General features: G+C 40.2%; 15 protein-coding genes. 8 read left to right on the forward strand and 7 right to left on the reverse strand.

The window, feature by feature from the left end; genetic code table 11:
• Positions 1 to 43 precede the first annotated feature (43 nt).
• The 8 genes from PI95_RS00895 (at position 44) to PI95_RS00930 (ending at position 9,472) form a co-directional block, all read left to right on the forward strand.
• A complete protein-coding gene (locus PI95_RS00895) occupies positions 44 to 1,162 on the forward strand; it encodes a glycosyltransferase family 4 protein (RefSeq protein ID WP_039754044.1) in 1,119 nt (372 codons plus the stop codon).
• 117 nt (positions 1,163 to 1,279) lie between these two features.
• Positions 1,280 to 2,284: a glycosyltransferase family 2 protein gene (locus PI95_RS00900; protein WP_039752962.1), complete on the forward strand. Its 1,005-nt coding sequence runs from the start codon at positions 1,280 to 1,282 to the stop codon at positions 2,282 to 2,284.
• A 219-nt stretch (positions 2,285 to 2,503) separates the two neighbouring features.
• Entirely contained in the window at positions 2,504 to 3,493 is a 990-nt protein-coding gene (locus PI95_RS00905; RefSeq protein WP_039754043.1) for a glycosyltransferase family 2 protein, read from the forward strand.
• A gap of 83 nt (positions 3,494 to 3,576) precedes the next feature.
• A complete protein-coding gene (locus tag PI95_RS00910; RefSeq protein WP_039752961.1) occupies positions 3,577 to 4,794 on the forward strand; it encodes a glycosyltransferase in 1,218 nt (405 codons plus the stop codon).
• Positions 4,697 to 5,677: a glycosyltransferase family 2 protein gene (locus PI95_RS00915; RefSeq protein WP_039752960.1), complete on the forward strand. Its 981-nt coding sequence runs from the start codon at positions 4,697 to 4,699 to the stop codon at positions 5,675 to 5,677. Before PI95_RS00910 ends, PI95_RS00915 begins: the two co-directional genes overlap by 98 nt.
• Positions 5,674 to 7,152 carry a glucose-6-phosphate isomerase gene (locus PI95_RS00920; RefSeq protein ID WP_052325775.1) on the forward strand — a complete coding sequence of 493 codons (1,479 nt, stop codon included), beginning with the start codon at positions 5,674 to 5,676 and terminating at the stop codon, positions 7,150 to 7,152. Before PI95_RS00915 ends, PI95_RS00920 begins: the two co-directional genes overlap by 4 nt.
• Entirely contained in the window at positions 7,149 to 8,291 is a 1,143-nt protein-coding gene (locus tag PI95_RS00925) for a glycosyltransferase family 4 protein (RefSeq protein ID WP_039752958.1), read from the forward strand. The genes PI95_RS00920 and PI95_RS00925 overlap by 4 nt, the downstream gene beginning before the upstream one ends.
• A gap of 365 nt (positions 8,292 to 8,656) precedes the next feature.
• A complete protein-coding gene (locus tag PI95_RS00930) occupies positions 8,657 to 9,472 on the forward strand; it encodes a class I SAM-dependent methyltransferase (protein ID WP_039752957.1) in 816 nt (271 codons plus the stop codon).
• A 257-nt stretch (positions 9,473 to 9,729) separates the two neighbouring features.
• Here PI95_RS00930 and PI95_RS00935 read toward each other — a convergent pair whose 3' ends face one another.
• From PI95_RS00935 to PI95_RS00965, 7 genes are all read right to left on the reverse strand, one after another.
• Positions 9,730 to 11,961, reverse strand: coding sequence for a polysaccharide biosynthesis tyrosine autokinase (locus PI95_RS00935; RefSeq protein WP_039752956.1), 2,232 nt, complete (start codon positions 11,959 to 11,961; stop codon positions 9,730 to 9,732).
• A 24-nt stretch (positions 11,962 to 11,985) separates the two neighbouring features.
• Positions 11,986 to 13,086 carry a glycosyltransferase gene (locus PI95_RS00940; protein WP_039752955.1) on the reverse strand — a complete coding sequence of 367 codons (1,101 nt, stop codon included), beginning with the start codon at positions 13,084 to 13,086 and terminating at the stop codon, positions 11,986 to 11,988.
• A gap of 325 nt (positions 13,087 to 13,411) precedes the next feature.
• Complete coding sequence (locus tag PI95_RS00945) at positions 13,412 to 14,725, reverse strand: NAD(P)H-dependent oxidoreductase (protein ID WP_039752954.1); 1,314 nt, start codon at positions 14,723 to 14,725, stop codon at positions 13,412 to 13,414.
• A 248-nt stretch (positions 14,726 to 14,973) separates the two neighbouring features.
• Positions 14,974 to 15,531 carry a dTDP-4-dehydrorhamnose 3,5-epimerase gene (gene rfbC / locus PI95_RS00950; protein WP_039752952.1) on the reverse strand — a complete coding sequence of 186 codons (558 nt, stop codon included), beginning with the start codon at positions 15,529 to 15,531 and terminating at the stop codon, positions 14,974 to 14,976.
• Positions 15,532 to 15,622: 91 nt separating this feature from the next.
• Positions 15,623 to 16,474: a phytanoyl-CoA dioxygenase family protein gene (locus PI95_RS00955; RefSeq protein WP_039754039.1), complete on the reverse strand. Its 852-nt coding sequence runs from the start codon at positions 16,472 to 16,474 to the stop codon at positions 15,623 to 15,625.
• Positions 16,475 to 16,532: 58 nt separating this feature from the next.
• The gene (locus PI95_RS00960) at positions 16,533 to 17,534 is read right to left on the reverse strand and encodes a glycosyltransferase family 2 protein (RefSeq protein WP_039752951.1); all 1,002 of its coding nucleotides are present in this window, start codon (positions 17,532 to 17,534) and stop codon (positions 16,533 to 16,535) included.
• 158 nt (positions 17,535 to 17,692) lie between these two features.
• On the reverse strand, positions 17,693 to 18,640 hold the full coding sequence (locus PI95_RS00965) for a glycosyltransferase family 2 protein (protein WP_039752950.1): 948 nt from the start codon (positions 18,638 to 18,640) through the stop codon (positions 17,693 to 17,695).
• Positions 18,641 to 18,769: the final 129 nt, after the last annotated feature.

Genomic DNA, 18,769 nt, shown 5'->3' on the forward strand with positions numbered 1-18,769 from the left:
AGTGATGGTATTAACTAATAGTGCGGAGCCAAATAAAAAAAAATTGAGCCAGGAAAATTTTGATAAAAATCTAATTTATCAATGCTCTAGTTTTCATGTAGGTGGCAAAGGAGGAGCAGAAACTTATTTAACTTCTCTGATGAATTATCAGATACCTGGTGTGAGCGATCGCGTAATTAAAAACTTAAAAAATATTGACCAGAGTCAGTTCAAATTGCTCCACCTACATAGTCCAGATTTCCTATTAGATCTTACAGGTGAATGTCCCGTTATATTTACAGTTCACAATCACTCTTTCTACTGTCCTAGTGGCACAAAATATTTAGCAGAACAAAACACTATTTGTCAACGAAAATTTTCTTATTTAGGATGTACCTGGGGCAAGCTAATAGACAAATGTGGTAGCCGCAAACCGTCAAGAGTTATTGATGAATTTAAAGAAACTCAGCGTCTACAAAATATTTTAAAAAACATAAAAGTTACTTTCATTGCTAATAGTGATTATGTAAGGCGAGAGTTAATTAAAAATGGTGTGCCAGCCAAGCAAACTGTAACTCTGCGGTGTGGTATACCCATTCCGCAAACTGCCACTGCACCGCTAACTTTAGAAACACATAAAAATCAGAGAATGTTGTTTGTCGGACGCATTGTTCCTGATAAAGGGTTAGAATGGTTGCTGAAAAGTTTAGTACATACAAATCCGCGAATTCAGCTTGATATTGCAGGTGAAGGATGGGATAGACCCCGCTTGGAAAGGTTAGCTGAAAAACTCGGATTAACTAACCGTATCGTTTGGCATGGCTGGTGTGATAGTGACAAATTAAATAGACTGTATCAAGAATGTTTTACGGTAATTTTTCCCAGTGTCTGGCCCGAACCTGCTGGTCTTGTAACTCTTGAAGCTTATGCTCGTTATCGACCTGTAATTGCAGGTGCAGTAGGAGGTATACCAGAACATTTACAAGATGGAAAAACAGGTATTCTTGTGACAGCAAATGATATTAAAAAGCTTTCCGATGCAATTACTGATTTATCTACAAATTATCAAAAGTGCGTTTGTCTAGGCGAACAAGGTCATGCTTTGTTTATGAAAGAATTTACAATGGATGTTCATGTAAAGCATCTGCAAAAAATTTATGAAAATACTATATTGGAGTTCTGATTTGACTTAATTTAATTAGACAATAGAAATCATACCAAATATAGTGCTTTGGTATGTACTAAAATACTTCATTATTAAGTGTATTGCTTTGACTAATTAAAGAAAATTAGGTAAAACATGTTACATACTACCGAAACTTATCAGCCTTTAGTCAGTGTTATTATCCCAACATATAATCGTCCAGAATATCTTAAGCAAGCGATCGCTAGTGCAGTTCAACAAACTTATCAAAATATTGAAATCATTGTTTGTGATAACTGTAGCAGCGTAAATCCCCAACCAATAGTTGATGCTTTTGATGATTCACGAATTCGCTTTTGGCGAAATTCTCAAAACTTAGGAATGGTCGCTAATATTATCAACGGCTTTAAAATGGCACGAGGAAAATATGTTGCCAGTCTGCACGACGATGATATCTGGGAAAAGAACTTTTTAGAAAAGCTTGTTCCTCCTCTAGAAGCTGATTCTAATCTGGCTTTAGCTTTTTGCGATCACTACATGATGAATGCTGATAGCGAAATAGATTATGCTCACACAGAATATTGTTCGCAGGTATTTAAAAGGGACAATTTAAAAGAAGGTGTTTACCAACCTTTTTATGAGCAGGGAATAGTAGATATGTCTGTAGCAAGCGTTGTTGCTGCGGTTATTCGTAAAGATGTTGTGGACTGGGATGCATTTCCAGTTGAGGCTGGGGGTTGCTACGATTTGTATCTAAATTATCTCTGTTGCCGTTCTGGTCTTGGAGCTTACTATTATCCAGAGAGACTGGCGCGATTTCGCACACACGCGCAATCGGATACAAGGACTGACGATGCACAAGTGAGAATTCGCAAAGCAAATAATCAGATATTTTGCTACGAGCAATTTATCAAAGATGCAAGGTTACATGAATTGCATCCATATTTTCACCGCAGATTGTTAGAAGCAAGATACAGTTTGGGGATGAGTTTGCTGCAAGCTAAACAACCAATAGCTGCACGTTCTCATTTTTGGCATGTGATAAAGAATAAAAAACGGAGTCTAAGAAGCATAGGGGCAATGTTATTAACTTTTATGCCACAGTCATTTACAAATCGAGCGCTAGATACAAATAAGATTGAATTATTTGTTTATAAATAAGTGGAATTAATCTATATTAATCGCATTTTAATTATGAACAATTGCTGTGATTATTGAATGTTAAACTTTAAAAAACCATCAACAGTGAAAGCGTTAAAAGCTCATAAAGATACATATAAAGGAAAAAAATAATTCTATCAGATAAATGCAAAATAGGTCACTTGGGTGCAGAATAATAAATTAAATACTGTTTTTAGCAAGAAAAGACCGGGAGTAAATATGTTAAAAGACGAATCCCAACAACCTTTAGTTAGCGTTATTATTCCTACCTATAATCGACCAAATTATCTGAAGCAAGCAGTTGCTAGTGCTATTAAACAAAGTTATCAAAATATTGAAATTATTATTTCTGATAATTGTAGTACGGATAATACTCAAGAAATAGTTCAATCTTTTCGTGACACACGCATTCGATATTGGAGACAACCGGAAAATAAAGGCATGTTTGCTAATCAAATGCACGCATTCAAAATGGCACGAGGAAAATACGTTGCTAGTCTCCACGACGATGATATGTGGAATGAAGACTTTTTAGAAAAGCTTATTCCGCCGTTAGAAGAACATCCAGATTTAATTTTAGCTTTTTGCGATCAATATATTATAGATGCAAATGGCGTAATTGATTATGCTGGTACCCAAGGAAATACACGCAGTTATAAACGTGACCAGCTTGCACAAGGAGTTCATCAAAATTTAGCCAAAATCGGGTTAGTAGATAAAAGTATACCCACTGCCGCAGCTTGTGTGATTCGCAATGATTTTGTTGATTGGGATAGTATTCCTCCTGAAGTTGGCGGTATGTGGGATATATATTTAACATACATCTGCTGTATTTCTGGTCATGGAACTTATTATTATCCAGAACGACTAACTCGTTATCGTGCTCATGAGCAAACTGATACTATGCAAAGTGGTAGTCGAAATGCTCAAGCAAAAATCGGCAAAGCCAAAAATGAAATATTCTGTTACAAACGGTTTATGGAAGATAGCAGGCTAAAAGAGTTTAAGTCATACTTTAAGCAAAAATGGTTAGAAGCTAATACAACTTTGGCTATTGGTTTGATGCGAACTAAACAGGTAGCAGAAGCACGTTCTTATCTTTGGTGTGCAATTAACGAACAAAAGTTTAACTTGCGAACTATAGCAGCACTTACTCTTAGCTTTACTCCGCAACGTTTAGCCAATCAATTATTAGGAGGAGCGAAATAATTAAGTTGATTAGAGTTAGAAATTTCTAACTTGGTGAAAAAAGAACTGCACGGTCATCAATTAATTTTAAAGGAAGGTGGTTTGTGAAACTTTGTATTGTTACGCCATATGTGATTAAAGGTGATGGTCAAGGTCGGGCAAACTATGAGATTGTCTGGGAAGCGATTCGTCGCGGACACCACGTCACTTTAGTAGCAAGAAAAGTAGCTCCGGAACTACAGGAAAATAGCCAGGTTAATTGGGTTTATTTTCCCGTTGAAGGTTTTCCAACGCAACTTGTGCGGGAAATGATGTTTTCTCGGCACAGCGCTGCTTGGTTGCGTAAACATCGCCATGAATTTGATGTAGTACAAGTTTACGGTGCGATTACTTCGGAGAAAGGAGATGTAAATACATCGCAGTTTGTACACAGTTCTTGGTTGCGATCGCCTGTACATACATCACGAGTAAATCGTAATATTTATGGTGTTTACCATTGGCTCTACACAAATTTAAACGCCTATTGGGAAAAAAAGGCATTTCGTCAAGCGAAAGTGTCAGTGGCAGTATCTGAGAAAATCAAAAATGAATTGGTAGAAGACGTTGGAATCTCAAGCGATCGCATTCGCGTGATTTTGAATGGTGTGGATGTGGAAGAGTTTGTTCCAGGTGCTACAGAAAGGCAAAAATTCGGTCTACCAGAAGATGTAACTTTAGCGCTTTTCGCAGGAGATATCCGTACCAATCGCAAAAACTTGGATACAGTATTACATGCCTTAGTACAAGTTCCAGAGGTACACTTGGCAGTTGTCGGTGATACCGCCGGTAGTCCTTATCCTCAACTAGCAGCATCGCTATCCTTAAGTGAGCGAGTACACTTTTTGGGATTTCGGCGCGACATTGCCCAAATTATGCAAACAGCGGATTTATTCGTATTTCCGTCACGTTACGAAGCTTGCACCCTAGTTATGATGGAAGCAATGGCATCAGGACTACCTGTAATTACCGCAACCACAGCAGGGGGTGCAGAAATAGTCACACCAGATTGTGGATTTGTTTTGGCAGACTCCGATGATACCAACGCTTTGGCGCAGGCACTGAGTATTTTAAAAAGCGATCGCCATCTCCGGCAAAAAATGGGTCAAGCTGCCCGCACCATAGCAGAACAAAATACTTGGACTAGTAAAGCTCAAAGCTATGTCGATTTATTTGAGGAGTTAGTAAATGACCAGTATCACCGTTCTCATACCCACCTATCGCCGACCTCTAGACCTGATGCGTTGCCTGGAAGCGCTGAAAAAGCAAACTCGGCAAGCAGATGAAGTATTGGTGACGGTGCGTGATATTGATGCGGAAACTTGGACATTTTTGCAAACCTTTAACTCTGATTCGCTGCCACTACGCACCGTAACCGTGAAAGTTCCGGGAGTAGTAGCAGCGATGAATGCAGGTTTGGATGTAGCGCAGGGAGATATCGTTGCCACAACCGACGACGATGCGGCACCACACGCTGATTGGCTGCAACGTATCGAAGCTTACTTTTTGTCAGATAGCAGCATCGGTGCTGTAGGTGGACGCGACTGGCAGTATATAGGTACTCAAATCAAAGAAGTAGGCGATCGCTTCTGTGTCGGTCGGGTACAGTGGTTTGGACGGGTGATTGGCAATCATCACTTGGGTGTCGGACCAGCCCGCGAGGTAGACGTACTCAAGGGAGTGAATATGAGTTTTCGCTTTTGCGCCCTGAAAAAAATGCGCTATGATGAGCGGATGCTAGGTACTGGTGCCCAAGTACATTTTGAATTAGCATTCACCCTGCCGTTGAGACGAGCGGGGTGGAAAATTATTTTCGATCCGTTAGTCGCAGTAGATCACTATCCCGCACAGCGTTTTGATGAAGACCAGCGAGATAATTTTAATCACATCGCTTGGAGCAATGCCGTACATAATGAAACCTTAGCTTTACTAGAATACTTTTCATCAGTGCAACGTATTGTATTTGTAGTTTGGGCAATATTAATCGGTACGCGAGAAGCGCTCGGTTTTGTACAGTGGTTGCGATTGCTACCCAGTGAAGGAAAATTGGCATCTAAGAAGTGGCTGGCATCTCTACGGGGACGAATTCAGGGTTGGCAGACATGGCAACAGCACTATAATTTGAAAAACTTCTCAACAAACTACCTGCACCCTGGAGATGTACAGTGACTTCCAAGCAGATACTTTTTAATCCTTTTTTGAAACAAAATTATTCTCCAGAAGAGCGATCGCTACAAGGTTGGATAGTAATTTTTGGCTTTTTACTGATTTGTTTAGCGTGCTACGTTGGTCCTACTGCCAGTCTGCGCTTAATCTATCCGATAGCAGCTTTTGTAACAGCCATATTCCTCTATTTGCGGCATCCGATTCTCTATCTAGGCTTTACGTGGTGGATGTGGTTTCTCTCGGCGTTATTTACCCGCTTAGTTGACCTTCAAGTTGGCTGGGACTTTACTCGTCAGATGCTCGTAGCACCTTATTTAGTGGTGTTCGTTTCCATAGCCACCTTATTCCGTTACCTTCCTAGTGCCTATCGTCAAGGTGGCTTACCTTTTATTTTGGCTTTTGCAGGGGTGTTCTATGGCTTTCTCATTGGACTGGTTCACAACCAACCGGTTCCGGTGGCACGCAGCCTTTTGGATTGGCTAACTCCCCTCCTCTTCGGTTTTCACTTATTTATTAACTGGCGAGATTATCCTAGTTATCGCCAAAACATTCAGCGCACATTCCTTTGGTGCGTATTAATTTTAGGAGTTTACGGTATATATCAATTCGTGGTAGCTCCGGAGTGGGACAGGTACTGGCTCGTCAAATCACTACAGACTAGCAGTTCTGGAAACCCTGAACCTTTCGGGATGCGCGTCTGGAGTACAATGCACTCGATTGGTCCGTTTGGTGCGACAATGCAGGCTGGTTTGCTGTTATTGTTCACCAGATCGGGACCTTTAATTTTTCCTGCCTCAGCAGCTGGCTACTTGTCGTTTCTACTTGCACAAACACGTACCAATTGGGGGGGCTGGTTATTCGGAATGATTATGATTATGGGTTCGGTAAAAGCGCGGATTCAAATGCGCTTAATTACCATAATTTTGGTGATGATAGTGTGTGTTGCGCCATTGCTGACTATTGAGCCAATTTCCTCTGTTGTATCAAAACGTGTTGAAACTTTTGTCAATCTTCAAGAAGATGGCAGCTTTCGGGATAGATCGAGCAGCTATGACAGAAACTTGAGTGTAGCCCTTTCTAACACTCTGGGTAATGGGTTTGGAAATACTTGGAAAGTCAACGAAAAAACTGGTCAAATAGAAGTATTTGTCATTGATAGTGGCATTTTAGATATGTTTTTCACCCTAGGCTGGTTTGGAGCCATACCTTATTTGGGTGGGCTAATATTGATAATTTATCAAGTTTTCAAATATACAGAGTCCCGTTTCGACAGTTTTCTGAGTGCTGCCCGCGCCATTGGTTTTACTGCCTTTGCCCAGTTAATTATTGGTAGCGGAATGCTAAGTATAGCAGGGATGATTCTTTGGGGATTTTTGGCTATGGCTATGGCAGCGCATAAGTACTATCAGCATCAAGGAATTACTACGCCGAATCAATCTCAAGGCATGACTGTAATTAATCAGAGGTCAATTACATGAAAGTTGCTATCCTAATGCCACTGGCTGAACAACGCGGCGGAAGTGAAATGACTTTCTGGGACTTGCTGCAACAAGGACGACATGCGGATGTCGAATGGTTGGTAATTTTTAACGAAGACGGTCCGTTGGTAGAGCAAGTGCGATCGCTTGGTATTTCCGCTATAGTTGTGCTTGGTAGTCGCGTGCGCGAATTGCACCGTTTAGTCGCTACCGCAGCCAAGATAGCTTCTATAATCAAGCGCGAAGGTGTAGATGTTATCGTCAGCTGGATGTGGCTATCTCACCTCACGGGAGGGCTGGCAGCGCTGCTGGCTGGCATACCTGCACTGTGGTATCAGCAGGAAATTCCAGATAATAAAAGCTTTTTAAAGCGCCTGGTCAATTTGATGCCAGCGCGTGGTGTAGTCACAATTACTAAAGCTATTCAAGAGGCGCAGTCACAAATCTTACCGAAAACCCCAGTATATTTAGTGCATCCAGGGGTGGCGCTAGACCGTTTCGATCCGGCTGTTCTGCCAACTCCAGCCACGATGCGCTCAAAGCTGGGTTTGCCGTTGTCTGGACCTTTAATTGGAATTGTCGGGCGATTGCAACGCTGGAAGGGAATGCACGTTGTTGTGGAGGCAATGCCGAAAGTCTTGCAGAAGTATCCCGATGCCCATTGCGTGGTAGTTGGGGGTAAGCACGACTTGGAACCGGATTATGGGGAGTTTTTAAAAGAGAAAATCACAGCGTTAAACTTAAGCGATCGCGTTCTGGCAGTCGGGCTACAGCGCAATGTCCCAGAATGGATGCAAGCAATGGACGTATTTGTTCATGCTTCTGATAACGAACCGTTTGGTTTGGTGGTGATCGAGGCGATGGCGTTAGGCAAACCCGTGATTGCTGGCAATGCTGGCGGACCGACTGAGATAATTACCGACGGCTTAAATGGGCTGTTAACGCCTTACGGTGACGCGGATGCATTAGCGATCGCAATTCTCCGTTATCTTGACGACCAAGAATTTGCCCGTAATGCCGCAGTCGCAGCGCGACAACGTGCCCTCGATTTTTCTACCCAACGTTACGCCCAAAACTTTATAAATGCCGTTCATGCGGTGTCAAATGTTTCTGAAGTTAATGCTTTGCCTTTAACTTAGACAAAAAACAAGGCATATTTCCAGACGTTAATAAACAAATTAGACGTGAGAAAAGTATTTCAAATAAATTTCCTACGTCTATTTTTTGTGCGCGTTTCCATATTTTATTTACCGCTAGTGAATGCGCTATTGAAAAATTTATAATTCATAATTTATAATTCATAATTATGTTAACCATGTGGATTTCAAGCCCCCATATAACAGGAAAGCTTATAGAAGGCAGGGGAATTAAACCCTTTTTAATTATGAATTATGAATTAATAATTATTAATTAAGTTAATGCAGTTTTTTTCATAAATGTTAATAGAAACGTAAAAAAATATACGGTAATATATATATATATATTAACTAATGGAGACGCTGATATGCTTACTGTGCGTAACAACAATTTTCGCGAACATGAAGGAATTTTATATTATTTAAACGACGCTATTCTCACAGAAAGCGATCAAAAAGAAATTGTAGCCCATAAGAATTTTGAGGAATTTAGAGCTGTTCAGAATCATAAAGGAGATGACATATTCGATGCGATCGCCTTCAGATCGCCTTCTATTAATACCTTTAGCAAACTTATGTCGCGGCTGCAACTGTCTGGGAATGAAACTGTATTGGAAATGGGAGGTGGCTTCTGTTGGGCAAGTGCCTTAATTAAAAGAGAGTATCCAAATACCTATGTAGTTGGCAGCGACCTGATACTTTCAAATTTGCAATATACAGAAAAATTTGAAAAAATTTTGAATACTCACCTTGATGAAAAGTGGGTTTTTCACTGCTGTGAACTTCCATTTGAAGCAGAGCAATTTGATAGGATTTTCGCCTTTGAAGCATTTCATCACTTTGGCGAAAAAAATGATTTTAGTAAAACTCTTAATGAAATGATAAGGGTGCTAAAACCTCAAGGAAAAATCATATTGCTCCACGAACCAACATCACCCAAGTATTTGTATAACTGGGCTTATAAGCGAGTAAACAGCAATCCTTATGCTGAAGAAGATGTATTGGTACTCTCAAAAATCAAACAGCATGTAACTTCTCAAAAATGCAATTTTTCTGTAGAATTCTATCCAGATTATGAACATCGTGGATTTACAGAATCAATATATTATTACACTCTCTCAAAGCTAGGCATACTACAAAAGTTGCTTCCTTGCAGTGTCAACATATTTATAGAAAAGAATTAAGCGGCAGTAGGGTGGTGTTGTGCAACGCAACGCACCATCAATGATCTTTGGTGCGTTAGGACGTTACGTCCATAACGCACCCTACTAGCGTGACTGCAAAAGTTGCTTCCTTGCAGTGTCAATATATTTATAGAAAAGAATTAAGCGGCAGTAGGGTGGTGTTGTGCAACGCAACGCACCATCAATGATCTTTGGTGCGTTAGATCGCTTGGGAATGTCGCTTATATTCAGCAAAACGCCCGCTTGCAAATATCTACCTATTTTTCCACAGTTCCTTTCAACGCCAATCGTTGTGGCTTTACATAGGGTACATAGGTACTGCTAGAATTAGATACTCCATTTGCGACAACCCCAACCAAGTTTAACTTGCTCAACATCGTTGTAGCCTGTGCCAGTTGAGTTCGAGTTACCCTACCGATACTTGCCACCATGACCACGCTGCGACAAGATGATGCTGTGAGTATAGCATCCACCATGCCCAGAACCGGAGAAGCATCAATGAGTACTAAATCGTAGTTTTCCTCAAATGCTTTCATCAATTGCGTCATGCGCGGGGAACTCAATAAATTAGCTGGATCGCCAGGTGCAGGTCCTGCGGTCAAAATATCAATGTAAGATGAACCTGAAGATTGAATACTAATTTGGTTGGGTAGAGCAACATCACTTGACAGCAGAGATGAAAGCCCCTGTTCATTTGGCAGATTAAGTTGTTTGTGCAGGCTGGGATCGCGTAAGTTTGCATCAATTAGCAATACTCTTTTGTGTAAACGAGCAGCACTCATCGCTAGACCCAACGCAAGAGCGGACTTACCCTCATCCGGCAAAGCCGAAGTGATCATCAAAGATTTGAACGTAGCAACAGTATTTACCAGTTCAATATTTTTATAAATCAAATCTAGCGATTCCCAACGCGGTGGAGATTGCAGTACCTGAATTGTCCAGGGAGCTAGTACTTCTGGCTTGCCAAAAGGCAACTTGATCACCGATTCTCTGGGTTTGGCTGGGGGCAACTTAGGAGTAGTTCCCAACAACGGCAAGGCAACCTGCTTCTCCAACTCAGCAGTAGTATGAACAGAATCATCACCGGCTTCTCGGACAAAGGCAGCAATTCCTCCCAACATTAACCCTACCACTGCACCTAATAAAAGGTTTTGCTGAAGGTTGGGACCCATCCGTTCACCTTTATCGGGTGGTTCCAAAATTTGCCAATTAAATCCACCCTTGTCAAGTTCCTGCCGCAATTCCTGCTCAGATTTCAAAAGATTTTGCAACGTTTCACGGCTAAGTTGTATCTGCGGTTGTAAGCGATTGTACTCAGCCAAGAAAGCTGGGTATTGTTTGAGCTGTTCGCGCAATTGAATCTCTTTTGGTGCCAGAGTTTGATCGCGAGCACTTAAAGTAACTATATTTGTTTGTGTTTCTGCTAGCTGACCAGCAAGGTTGAGGTCAATTTGACCAAGCTGTCCTTGTTGTAATAAAGTATCTCCAACAGCCTTAACAGTAGCACTGCTTCCGCCTAAAGTCCGTCCTACCTCTTGTTGCAATAATTGCTTCTGGCTTTGAAGCTGTTCTATCAGTTTTTGTACGCTGGGAGTCTCATCAGTGAAACGCAAGCGTTCCTGTGCTAAAGCCAGTTCGGTTTTTTGGATTTCGTTCAGTAACCCTTGGTAGCGAGTAGACTGACTCAGACGAGAAGCAACTAAAGCGTTTTGTGGAGTACGCTTTAGTTGTTCTTCTAAAGATTTTTGCCGAGCCAAAGTTTCCTCATAAAGAGAACGGGTTTCGCGTCGTACCTGGACAATCTTGTTCAAATCGTCTTCTAGAGTTTTTGCCTGTTGTTCTGGGTCGATAAAATTCTTAGTACTGCGGAACTGTTGAAGTTTTCTCTCAGATGCTGTCAGATCTTCACGTACCGTTTTTAACTGTTCTCTGACATTTTTCAGACCCTTTTTTAAACGCTCATCCTGCTGTTTTATGTTGTATTCTAGATAAACTTTCTGAATTGCATCTAGAACTTTTTGTGTCTTATCTGGATCTGTACTGGTATAGTCTGCTTGAAATATTTTAGTAGCTACATTATCTTCTTTTGTTCTTAATTGCTCTAAAAGTAAAGAGCCTTTAATTTCACCTACACTTATATCTGGATACTCAGGCTTAAGTTTATTAACCGCTTTTTGAATAAGTCCAGAACTCTTCATCACGTTCAACTGAGTTGCAACGTCTATCTGAACACTAGACTCGGTAAACTTATTTTCTGCTCCAGCTCCTTCTGGTTTACCCTGATAGTTAGGTTCTATCTGCAACTGCATCGTGCTTTTGTAGGTAGGCTGTGTTTTAGAAGTTAAAAAACCTGCAACGCCTACCGAAGCAATAAATACTGCTAAAAACCAAGGAAATCTCCGGATTAAAACTGCAAACAGTTGTCCGTAACCCGGTTCTGTTTCAGCAATTGGATTTACATTGGGATTTAGACTACTAGTTTGAATCACGTTTACTATCCCTTAGCTAACAGTTTAAATGAATGATGGATGTAGGCTACAAGTTTGGTCAATAACTTGCTCTACTTGATTAAAAAATGCCTCTTCCGAAAAATGTGTCACAGCATGATTGCGGATGTCGGCATAATCCCAATTGATTTCCCTGGCTTCTAGTAGTGCGGTTTGTAGAGATTCGGGTGTTTGTCTCTTAAAAAAGACTCCTGTCTTTCCAGGTACCTGAGTATCTAATACCCCACCTGCTCCATAAGCTATGACTGGTGTTCCACTAGCATTAGCCTCTACTGGAACTAATCCGTAATCTTCTAAAGCTGCCACTATAACAGATGTAGCTCTAGAAAACAACTGAGTGCGTTGTGCATCAGTTACATGTCCCAAAAACTCAATATTATCTAATGCTTTGGATTTTAAGCGTTCTTGTTCTGGACCGTTGCCTGATATTAATAACCGCCACCCCAGCCAATTGAAAGCTTCAACTATTATATCAAGGCGCTTATAGCTGATCATCCGGGCTGAGGCTAGATAATATTCATCTTTTATATCTGAATAAATAAACTTTTTTGTATCAATTGGGTAATTAATTACAATAGCTTTTTTGTTGTAAATTTTTTGAATGCGACGAGCTACAATACTCGAATTAGCAATGTAAAGGTCAGGTTCCTGTGCATAAGTCAGGTCTACCTTTCTCATGACATCAAAGACTTGTTCGATTAAAGGTGCAAAATATCGATAGTCTCCATACTCGCGTAAATAAGTTTCTGTATCCCACAAGAAACGGGTAACATTATGACAAAAGCAAATGTGACGGGAATTTGGGTTTTTTCGTACTGCTTTGGCGAAGCTGGTACTACTACTGATGATGAGATCGTAGTCTTGCAGGTCTAAGGCTCGAAAGGCAGGAAAATAAAAAGGTGCCATTAAGCGGAAATACTTGGCTGCACCTGGAATGCTTTGCAAGAAAGTTGTGTTAACTATACGATCGCCTAAATCAATCGTTTGTTGGCGATCGTACAAAGATGTGAAAATGTCAGCTTCTGGGTATCGTTTACACAGCAATTCAAAGACGCGCTCTGCCCCACCGCGCTGGGTTAAGTAATCATGGACTAGAGCAATTTTCATAAATTTTCCCTGAAGTTGATATGAAGTTTATTTAAATGCTCGGCAGTTGGTTCCTAAAAATAATTTTATTGCTTATCAGTAGAACTTACTATGCTATATCTATTTCTTCATAAAAATATTTCCAAAAAGCATTTTTACTTTATGAAAAAAACAATTATCTATATGTAGTAATGCCCAAATGTAACAATGACAGTAGTGAACGTTGTATTTATGATATTGGCATCCAAGGTAATTGATAAACTTCTACTGATTTTTATCGCAGATTGTTGACAATTCCGATCGCCTTACATAAATACTTGTCACTACTGTCTATCAAATCAAGATATTACCCGACTGCTGCCAGGGTTTTTCCAGTAGCGAAGTAAGCATTTTGCTCTGCTCGCAGTTTATCGCCAAGTCTGCCTGATGGCAATTCTACATCATCGTAGGTGAGAACTTGATCCTTGGCAATATCTCGTTTGAGGCGACATCCTTCGGCTAAACCAATTGGTAAGAGGTTTTGCTCTTGGACGATGTTGGAACTCTCACATTGACCGTAGGTCATGTAGTAGCCAATACCATCTAAGATTTCTCCAGCTTTCAGGTCGATTTTCGCGGTGGTGACTACATCCACAAGCGGACCGGCAATTGGAGACATGACAGCATCCTGGAACAAGACAGCACGCGCAACCGATAGTGGAACTTCAAAATGACACAGATGATAAGGAGTATAGAAGCTGTAAAGAGGACCTTCACCTAATTTGTACAAGTTGAGGTAGTGCTGTTGCTTCGGGTCGTCGTGAGTTGCAAATACAAACACACCCGGACCTGGTTTTGCTCCAACTACGTAATCGACAATACCACCCAATTCTTTAAGTTGTTCAACATCATACATGTTGGTCATTTCATCGACATGACCTGCAAAGTCATATCCCAACATTCCCCGCTTGGCGATTGTCATTCCTGTAGCGTTGGCAACGATCGCTTGCTCGAAAGAAATTTTTGTGCCATCTGCAAAGCTAGTTACCATGTGAGCCTTTTGACCCCAGCGTTTGGCAAATGCTTCCTGTGTGGTCGGATTGCGATAAGGGTCTTGCAGTCCTTTGATATTACCGCACAATAAAGGAGTTAAACCAATACTTTTGACAAAGCGGTAAAGGTTCATTTCCACCCCAGGCTGATCCCCGTCGCAAGCGCTGAGAATAACGCCTGCTTTATCGGCGTATACTTTTAAGATTGGACCAATCGTCCCATCAAGTTCGGCGTTCATCATAATTACGTGCTTGCGATGGGCGATCGCTTCCATCACCACAATAGCGCCAAATTCCACTGCCCCTGTGACTTCAATTAAGGCATCGATGCCTTCAGCTTGGCACAGCAACATCGCATCTTCGGTGACTGCATACTCACCACGGGCGATCGCGTCTTCTAATTCAGTTACAGTCGAAACTACTTGAACATTCTCAATTCCTGCTTCCGCATAAGCTCGCTTGGCTGCATCAATTTGACGGTTGAAGATAGCAACTAACTCCATACCTGGAACTGAATTAGCAATTTGATTGGCAATTCCTCGACCCATGAAGCCAGCACCAATCATGGCTACTTTAACCGGTTTGCCTGCCTCGGCGCGTGCTTGTAATGCGCGATCTACAATAATCATTGATTAAACTCCTTGCATCAGATCGTGTTTATTGTTAGCGATTTTTTCGCAAGTTGTTTTTCTTAAAGGGAAACAACCTTAAACCCCGAAAATCTAATCGATGCGAACTTTTATTTTTTTAAGAAAAAATAAAGAGTACCGCTAACACCGCCAAGAAAGATACTTGGAATTTGCACCTCTAATAAAATTAATCAATTTGACTAAGTATTAATGAGGTGCATTGTGGTGAATTGTCAACAATTATACTCTTATCTCGAAGATGTGCCTCCCACGCTCATCATTCTCATCAGAGGCCAATTTAAATCTTTCTCGGAAACTTCGGTAACATCAACGGGCCATTCAATGTTAAAAAATGGGTCATCAAAGCGCAGACCCCGTTCATAGCCAGGTGTATAAAATTCACCCACCTGATAGACAACTTCAGCATCATCTGTAAGTGCTTGATAGCCGTGGGCAAACATTTCCGGAACGTATAAAGCGCGACGGTTATCTGCGCTGAGTTCCACGCCAAAATGTGATAAAAAGGTCGGAGACTCAGGACGCATATCAATAATTACGTCGTAGATAGCACCTTGAGTACAGCGGATTAATTTGGTTTCGGTTGCTGGGGAAACTTGATAGTGCATTCCCCGCAGCGTTCCTTTTTTATAGTTGTAAGATAAGTTGCATTGAGCAACCGTTGGCTTTAAGCCATGTTCTTCAAACTCTTTCGCGCAAAAAGTACGGGCAAAGAAACCACGGTGATCTGGCTTTTGTTCTAAATCAATGACGAAAGCGTCTTTGAGTTCAGTTTCGGTAAAAATCATAGATAACCTCGATTTTATATTTACTACAAAGCAAACTGGGTAATTTCCGAAAATTCTCTGATGATAAAGTATTTTATCAGAGAAAATACTACTACGTGCCCACTTTAACCGAATTAGATTCTTTGCTTAACTCTGGTCTAGCAAAAGTATCATCCCAGTACTGGGTACAAAGTTCTGGTCGCTTGGGGGGGTTAGCGGTGTAAACATAAAACAGCGCTGACCGTTCTTCTGTCCGCAGGGTTCCGTGATGTAAAGCAGTTTTTGGATCTGTAAAAATGACCGTACCCGCTGGTCCCGGACAAGATTTCCAAGCTGATTTGGGGATAATTTCTTTCAATTCATCATCGTTGATACCTATATATCCTGCCTTCCAAAGCTTGTGGTAAATTCGATAATAATTCAAGCTATATAAGGAAGTTAAAGATAAAGGAACATATTCAAAAGGACCGTCTTTTTCTTCGACATCAGTCAAATAAATGATTATTTTGACCATTCTCCGGTCTTCTGAATCTTTATGCCATAGCAGCGTTCCAAATTGATTTTCGTTGGGTAAATCTTTGCGTAAATGTACACCTTGAAAAGCAACGGGAAGCCCGATGTAATTTTCAACTATATTTTGCAGTCTTTGTTCTTGTCCCCAAGTAGAAAATTCAGGTAAATCTGTAACTGTGTAAATTTGGGGAAGCAATTTACCTGCACTGTTGTGGCTAGGTGTTGCCATGCTGGACAATTGACTGTAAGCAGCATTGAGTAGCTGTGGGGTGGAGGTAAATCCTAATTCGTCGAGTGTTGTGACGTAAACGCCTTCTTTTTGGAGAGTGTTAACAATATAGCGATCGCCTGACTCTAATGCAGGCAAATTTTTGGCATGGTTCAGCAGTGCAGTTCTGTAACCTAACTCTGATTTCAGTTCAAATATTTTGTTTGTGATGGTGTCAAGCATGTGCGCGATCGCCTTTTTCATGAATTTGGATTGTTTTGCGGATCAATTTTGAGCTTTCTTATTCATAACTTCTTAATTCTTCAGTAGTAAGCCTTGACTCAGCTATCCTTAAATTTGGAGAAAAAGTTTCTTCAATAGCAGAGAAGCTTACTAAAGTCAAAAAGCTAATTCCTACATTTAAAGCAAATGCAGGCCATCTTCTCAAAGCACCTAAAAACACTTTCAAGTTAACTTCTCTGAAATTCTGCAACATCATTCGGTTGCAAAATTCCTTAGAATATCCAATCTGCTGAAATTTATGAATAATTTCCGGAATGTGTTTGTACTGCATTAAAAGTGCGGATTTTGGCTCTTTCTGCCAATAACTAACACCCACAATACATTCCATATAAGTATCTTTAGTGACGATTACACTGCCATTCGCAGCACAATATCCTGCTAAATATGCTAAGGATATCCAGTTACTTGCCGCATCTTCCCAAATTTCCAAAGCGCTTTTTACCAAGTCGGTTCTGTACACCGTAGCAGTCAGAAAAATGACAGCACCGACACTTTTGGAATAACAATGTTCAAATATCGCTTTGCCGTCACCGTTTCCATCTTCAGTATCAGCATCAAACCAACGATTACCAACTATTGTCGGTGGATGGACAGGTTCGCCGGTGATTTTGTTTCGACCAGAAAAGTTGAGAAACAATAATGATAAATCGTTAGTGTTTTTAATTTTATTTATCGTATAGGCGACTGCTCTTTTTTGAATGGGGTCATCATCACCAATTGCCCAAACAAATTTAGTTTTTGCAGACTTCAGGCAATGAATGATATTTCGCATCACGCCTATATTTTCTGTATTTTTGTGATAAGTAAACGTGACGTGGCTCAGAATATTTTGCCACTTATTGACTACTTCTTGAGTATTGTCTGGTGAACAATTATCAGAAACGAAAATTTCACATTCTGATTCAAAGCCTTTTATAGCTTCGGCAAGCCATGCTAATTGTTTATCAAGCAACTCGGCGCGGTTGTAAGTAGGGATAGCAATGGTGAGTAATTTATTCATATTTTTTTATCCAACGACAGAAAATAAGTTTGAACTTTAATTGGCAAAATTATAAATTATTTAGAATCACTAATGTGGAAATTCATATCACTTATCACAATCAGGAGTAATTTGTTCATAATCTTGTAGTGGATAGAATCATTGAGCCTGAGACTAAATTACAGACTTATTTTTTCTTGCTGAGATGATAAAAAACTTTTGCAAGTCGATACACCTACTAAACTAAAATACGGAGTTAGTATATTTACTGTATAAAAAGGCCATCGTCTTAAAGCACCCAAAATAACATACCAATTAGTTTCTGCAAAGTGCTTGGAAATGAATTTTCTGCAAATTGTTTGGCTATATCCTAACTCCATCAGTTTTACATAAACTTTCGGCAAATCCGAATAACGCATTTTGAACCATAGCTTTGCATCGACAATAGAATTCATTCCACAAGCGTATTGAACATAGACATCTTTAGTAATTTTTACACTTCCTTGAAGGGCACAAAATGCAGTCCAATATATTTGTCCTTCTCGATTATTTGCACTGTCTCTCCACTTTTCTAAAGCTTGCTGTGCTGCTTGGGTTTTATACACTTGAGCAGTCATAAACGCTAGACAACTAAAGTTTTCTTGCAAATAATGTTCAATCAATGCTTTTCCATTAGTATTGACTTCTTCATTTGTAATATCAAAGCAGCGCTCAGAGGCTAATTGTCCTGTTACTACATTCAACCAAGAAAAATTCAAAATCAATAATGCTATCTCCGGGTGTTTTTTCAGGTTATTTACTACATAAGCAAGAGTGATTTCGTGAATAGGATCGTCATCACCAATTACCCAAACATATTTGCTTGTTGCCTTTTCTATACAACAAGCAAGATTAGGCATTAATCCAATGTTCTCAGTGTTTCTATGTGATATAAATGTCGTATTTTTGAAAAAAGGCTGCCATTTTTGAATTATTTCTTGAGTATTGTCTGATGAAAAGTTATCGCAAATAATAACTTCACACTCAGACTCAAATCCTTTAATAGCTTTAGACAACCAATTCAACTGTTCTTCTAAAAATTGGGCACGGTTAAATGTAGGAATAGCAATTGTAAGTAATTTGTTCATTATTAAGTTTTTCTTGAATAAAAGACGGTGGAAGGTTGACTTATCGTGCCAGTAAATATGTGGAATTAATTAGATTTTTCAACCCTGATAATAATCTCGAAAATTCAAATATACACAATATTTGAATTT

Origin of the sequence: Hassallia byssoidea VB512170, from assembly GCF_000817785.2 — a bacterium.
GTDB classification, from domain to species: Bacteria; Cyanobacteriota; Cyanobacteriia; order Cyanobacteriales; family Nostocaceae; genus Hassallia; species Hassallia carrinoi.

What these genes read in the sequence shown, in the direction of transcription:
- PI95_RS00940 (WP_039752955.1), bottom strand. Translation starts at nt 13,086, where the DNA reads ATGAAAATTGCTCTAGTCCATGATTACTTAACCCAGCGCGGTGGGGCA.
- PI95_RS00945 (WP_039752954.1), bottom strand. Translation starts at nt 14,725, where the DNA reads ATGATTATTGTAGATCGCGCATTACAAGCACGCGCCGAGGCAGGCAAA.
- rfbC (WP_039752952.1), bottom strand. Translation starts at nt 15,531, where the DNA reads ATGATTTTTACCGAAACTGAACTCAAAGACGCTTTCGTCATTGATTTA.
- PI95_RS00955 (WP_039754039.1), bottom strand. Translation starts at nt 16,474, where the DNA reads ATGCTTGACACCATCACAAACAAAATATTTGAACTGAAATCAGAGTTA.
- PI95_RS00930 (WP_039752957.1), top strand. Translation starts at nt 8,657, where the DNA reads ATGCTTACTGTGCGTAACAACAATTTTCGCGAACATGAAGGAATTTTA.
- PI95_RS00960 (WP_039752951.1), bottom strand. Translation starts at nt 17,534, where the DNA reads ATGAATAAATTACTCACCATTGCTATCCCTACTTACAACCGCGCCGAG.
- PI95_RS00925 (WP_039752958.1), top strand. Translation starts at nt 7,149, where the DNA reads ATGAAAGTTGCTATCCTAATGCCACTGGCTGAACAACGCGGCGGAAGT.
- PI95_RS00900 (WP_039752962.1), top strand. Translation starts at nt 1,280, where the DNA reads ATGTTACATACTACCGAAACTTATCAGCCTTTAGTCAGTGTTATTATC.
- PI95_RS00915 (WP_039752960.1), top strand. Translation starts at nt 4,697, where the DNA reads ATGACCAGTATCACCGTTCTCATACCCACCTATCGCCGACCTCTAGAC.
- PI95_RS00905 (WP_039754043.1), top strand. Translation starts at nt 2,504, where the DNA reads ATGTTAAAAGACGAATCCCAACAACCTTTAGTTAGCGTTATTATTCCT.
- PI95_RS00965 (WP_039752950.1), bottom strand. Translation starts at nt 18,640, where the DNA reads ATGAACAAATTACTTACAATTGCTATTCCTACATTTAACCGTGCCCAA.